This is a genomic window from Mycobacterium sp. TH-M15, assembly GCF_057473705.1.
This window is the reverse complement of the sequence record NZ_JBYCLB010000683.1, coordinates 1-4,519: the sequence shown is the minus strand read 5'-3', so window position 1 is coordinate 4,519 and position 4,519 is coordinate 1. Positions and strand designations below refer to the sequence as shown.

The 4,519-nt window shown below is 70.3% G+C and carries 4 protein-coding genes; 1 reads left to right on the top strand and 3 read right to left on the bottom strand.

Features of this window, described 5'->3' with window-relative positions:
- From AC2VNT_RS16715 to AC2VNT_RS16705, 3 genes are all read right to left on the bottom strand, one after another.
- Positions 1-615, bottom strand: a 615-nt coding sequence (locus AC2VNT_RS16715) for an ATP-binding protein (protein ID WP_486947919.1), incomplete at its 3' end; no start/stop codon positions are given.
- Positions 616-690: 75 nt separating this feature from the next.
- Positions 691-2,061 carry a metallopeptidase TldD-related protein gene (locus tag AC2VNT_RS16710; protein WP_486947918.1) on the bottom strand — a complete coding sequence of 457 codons (1,371 nt, stop codon included), beginning with the start codon at positions 2,059-2,061 and terminating at the stop codon, positions 691-693.
- Positions 2,058-3,587, bottom strand: a complete 1,530-nt coding sequence (locus AC2VNT_RS16705) for a TldD/PmbA family protein (RefSeq protein ID WP_486947917.1) — start codon at positions 3,585-3,587, stop codon at positions 2,058-2,060. The genes AC2VNT_RS16710 and AC2VNT_RS16705 overlap by 4 nt, the downstream gene beginning before the upstream one ends.
- 47 nt (positions 3,588-3,634) lie before the next feature.
- Here AC2VNT_RS16705 and AC2VNT_RS16700 point away from each other — a divergent pair, with 47 nt between their 5' ends.
- Positions 3,635-4,501, top strand: coding sequence for a carbohydrate ABC transporter permease (locus AC2VNT_RS16700; protein ID WP_486947916.1), 867 nt, complete (start codon positions 3,635-3,637; stop codon positions 4,499-4,501).
- Positions 4,502-4,519 lie beyond the last annotated feature (18 nt).

The window sequence follows — 4,519 nt, the reverse complement described above, 5'->3', positions numbered from 1 at the left end:
CTTCTTGACCAGGCTTTTGATCGTCCAGTCCGCGGTGTAGTCGTGCAGCTCGTTCTCGGTGTCTTCGGGCTTGAGGTGCAAGGTGATCGACGTGCCCTGCGGCGCCTTCTTGACCGCTTCGATGGTGTAGCTGCCGTCGCCGCTGGACGCCCACTTGACGGCTTCGCTCTCGCCGGCCTTGTGGGTCAGCAGCTCAACTTTGTCGGCGACCATGAACACCGAGTAGAAGCCGATGCCGAACTGGCCGATCAGCTCCTCGGAGGTGGCGTCGTTCTTGGCTTCCCGGAGTTGTTGACGCAGCTCGGCGGTGCCGGATTTGGCCAGGGTGCCGATCAGGTCGACGACCTCGGCGCGGCTCATGCCGATGCCGTTGTCACGGACGGTCAGGGTGCGCGCGTCGCGGTCCACCTCGATCTCGATGTGCAGATCGGTGGTGTCGACGTTGAGTTCCTTGTTGCGGAACGCCTCCAGCCGCAGCTTGTCCAGCGCGTCGGAGGCATTCGAGATGAGCTCCCGCAAGAAGGCGTCCTTGTTGGAGTACACCGAGTGGACCATCAGGTCCAGCAGTTGCCGGGCCTCCGCCTGAAACTGCAGCTGCTCGACTTTCGGGCTCATCAGATTTCCTTCCATGACCGGGCGAACGACATAGCCAGAATCTACCGGGATCGGGTGCACCGGAGCGCAGCCGCCCTACTGCGCCTGGCTCACCGACGACATGTGGAAGTCCGGGACCCGCAGGCTCGGCATCGCCGCCCGGGTGGCCCAGTCCCCCCACTCTCGCGGCAGCGTCGGCTCGGCGACCCCGGCCTCGGTGGCGCGACGCAGCAGGTCCAGCGGGCTCTCGTTGAACCGGAAGTTGTTCACCGCCGCACGCACCGCGCCGTCTTGCACCAGGTAGACGCCGTCGCGGGTCAGCCCGGTCAACAGCAGCGTGGTCGGGTCGACCTCCCGGATGTACCACAGCGTGGTCAGCAGCAGGCCACGCTCGGTGGCCGCGACCATCTCCTCCAGGGTGGCCGCACCGCCGGTCATCAGCAGGTTGTCGGCGGCCACCGCCACCGGGGCGTCGAACTCGGCGGCGGCGGCCCGCGGGTAGGCCAGCGCGTTGATCACCCCGTCGCGGATCCAGTCCACCCGGCCGATGTCCAGGCCGTTGTCGAAGACCGAGACCGTCTCCGAGGAACTGGCCGCGGTCAGGAACGGCGCAGCCCGCAGCCCCGACGCATTCGGGTCGGAGTACAGGGTCAGCGGCAGGTCGGTGAGCCGCTCCCCCACCCGGGTTCCGCCGTCGGGGGCCGCGAGCGCGGTGCGGCCCTCCTGGGCGCCGCGGCCGCTCATCGTCCAGGCCAGGTAGATCATCAGGTCGGCCACCGTCGACGGCGGCATCAGGGTCTGGTAACGGCCGGCCGGCAGGTCGACGGTGCGCTTCGCCCAACCCAGCCGGGTGGACAGCTGCTCCAGCAGCGCGTCGGCGGGTACGTCGACGAAGTCCGGGGTGGCGATCCCGGCCCAGGCACTGGCGTCGCCGCGTTTGGCGTTGAACTCCACCGATCCGGTGGGCTGGGTGTAGCGGCGGCGCAGCCCGGTCGACAAGGCCAGGAACGTCGTCGCCACCTCGTGCCGGGCGAAGCCGTACAACCGGTCGGTGCCGGCGAAGCCCCGGGACAGCGGCGCGGCCAGGCCGGCGAAGACCTCGGGCCCGGTGCCGGGCGCCGGGTCGTCCCAGTCCGCCGGCGCCCCAGCACCGGTCAGCAGCGGCGCGGCGTCCCGGGCGTCCGGGGCGTCGGCGGCCGCCTCCGTCGCTGCCGCCACCAGATCCGGGATCAGCGCGGGGTCGACCTCGGTGGAGGACAGCGACCCGATCCGCGGCCCCTCGTCGTCGGACGCGATGGCGATGACGGTGATGGTCCGGCTGGTCGACACCCCGTTGGTGGTCATCGAGTTGTTCGCCCAGCGCAGCGACGCCTCGCTGCGGTCGGTGACCAGCACGACGGTCTGCGACACCGCCGAATCGGCGGCGGCGGCCAGGGCGATGTCGACCGCCTGCTGCGGGGGGATCATCGGCCGCCCTCGGCGCGGGTGTTGAGCACGTTCACGCCGCGGAACAGCGCCGACGGGCAGCCGTGGCTGACCGCGGCCACCTGACCGGGCTGGGCCTTGCCGCAGTTGAACGCGCCGCCGAGCCGCCAGGTCGATGCCCCGCCGACCGCCTCCATCGCGTTCCAGAAGTCGGTGGTGGTGGCCTGGTAGGCGACGTCGCGCAGCTGCCCGTCCAGCCGGCCGTCCCGGATCCGGAAGAACCGCTGCCCGGTGAACTGGAAGTTGTACCGCTGCATGTCGATCGACCAGGATTTATCGCCGACGACGTAGATGCCGTCCTCGACTTCGGCGATCAGATCGGCGGTGGTGACGTCGTCGGGGCCCGGCTGCAGGGAGACGTTGGCCATCCGCTGAATCGGGACGTGGTGCGGCGAATCGGCGTAGGAACAGCCGTTGGAGCGGGCCTGGCCGAGTCTGGGGGCGAACACCCGGTCCAGCTGGTAGCCGACGAAGATCCCGTCGCGCACCAGGTCCCAGCTCTGGGCAGCCACCCCGTCGTCGTCGTACCCGATGCTGGCCAGCCCGTGCCCGACCGTGCGGTCGGCGGTCACGGTCATCACCGGCGAGCCGTAGCGCAGCGTGCCGAGTTTGTCCGGGGTGGCGAACGAGGTGCCGGCGTAGGCGGCCTCGTAGCCGATAGCCCGGTCGTATTCGGTTGCGTGGCCGATTGATTCGTGAATGGTCAGCCACAGGTTGGTGGGGTCGATCACCAGGTCGGCGCGGCCGGAGTCGACGCTGGGCGCCTTCACCTTCTCGGCCAGCAGCGTCGGCAGTTCGGCCAGCTCGGCCGACCAGTTCCACACCTCGTCGCCGGCGACCGCCTCCCAGCCGCGGGCGGTGGGCGGTGCCAGGGTGCGCATCGACTCGAATCCACCGCCTTCGGTTCCGACCGTGACCGCCTCGCAGACCGGCATCAGCCGCACCCGCTGCTGAGTGATCGACGAACCGAAGGCGTCGGCGTAGAAGGTCTGCTCTTTGACCGTGGTCAGCGCGGCCGAGGCGTGGTCGACGCCGACTCCCCCGTTCCTAGCGGCCAGCAGCCGGCCGGAGTAGTCCTCCAGCACGTCGATCTTCTCGGCGGTCGGCACCTCGAACGGGTCGATGCGGTAGTCCGAGACCCAGCTGGCGTCGGAGTACACCGGCTCGGCCGCCAGTTCGACGCGTTCCCGGTTCAGCGCCGACAACGTGGTCGCCACCGCGACGGCGCGGCGCGCGGTATCGGCGGCGACGGCCGGGGTCAGCTCGGCGTGCGAGGCGAAGCCCCAGGTGCCGTCGACGATCACCCGCACCGCCAACCCGAGCTCCCGGCTGACCACCGAGGCCTCCAGCTCGCCGTCGCGCAGCCGGATGGTCTCGGTGACGATCCGGTGAATCCGCAGGTCGGCGTGGCCGGCCCCGGCGGCCCGAGCCGAAGACAGGGCCGCGTCGGCGAGCTGCTGGCGGGGCAGGGCGAGGAAGTCGGCGTCGATCTCCCGGCGGGGCGTCACCCCTCCACGGTAATGGCCGGACGCCGAAACCGGCTTTAATAGCAGCCATGCGCCGTGCCCGATCCACCGCCCTGGCGTACGCGCTGCTGGCGCCCAGCCTGTTCGGCGTGCTGGTGTTCCTGCTGCTGCCGATGCTGGTGGTGGTCTGGCTGAGCCTGCACCGCTGGGACCTGCTCGGGCCGATCAGCTACGTCGGCGGGGAGAACTGGCGCTCGGTGCTGACCGACCCGACGTTCGGCAACTCGCTGCTGGTGACCATCGCGTTCGTGGCGATCGTGGTGCCGGTGCAGACGCTGCTCGGCCTGGCGGTGGCGGCGATGCTGGCCCGCGAACTGCCCGGCAGCGGCCTGTTCCGCACCGTCTACGTGCTGCCGTGGATCTGCGCCCCGCTGGCGATCGCCGTGCTGTGGCACTGGATCCTGGCGCCCACCGACGGCGCGGTGAGCACGCTGGCCGGCCGGCAGATCGACTGGCTCACCGATCCCGGCCTGGCGCTGCCGGTGGTCGCCGCGGTGGTGGTGTGGACCAACGTCGGCTACGTGGCGCTGTTCTTCCTGGCCGGCATCCTGGCGATCCCGCCGCAGCTGCACGCCGCGGCCACCACCGACGGCGCGACCGGCTGGCAGCGGTTCCGGCGGATCACCCTGCCGATGATGCGGCCGACCATGTTCTTCGTGCTGGTCACCGGGATCGTCAGTGCGGCACAGGTCTTCGACACGGTCTACGCGCTGACCGGCGGCGGGCCGGGCGGGCGCACCGACCTGATCGCGCACCGGATCTACGCCGAGGCGTTCGGCGCGGCGGCGATCGGACGCGCTGCGGTGATGTCACTGGTTCTGTTCGTCATCCTGGTTGGCGTCACCGTCGTTCAGCATGCCTACTTCCGCCGTCGGATCACCTATGACCTCTCGTAACGCTGTTGTTTACGCCGT

Bases quoted from the DNA above. Each gene is read 5' to 3' on its own strand.
- AC2VNT_RS16710 (WP_486947918.1), bottom strand. From the start codon at position 2,061: ATGATCCCCCCGCAGCAGGCGGTCGACATCGCCCTGGCCGCCGCCGCC.
- AC2VNT_RS16700 (WP_486947916.1), top strand. From the start codon at position 3,635: ATGCGCCGTGCCCGATCCACCGCCCTGGCGTACGCGCTGCTGGCGCCC.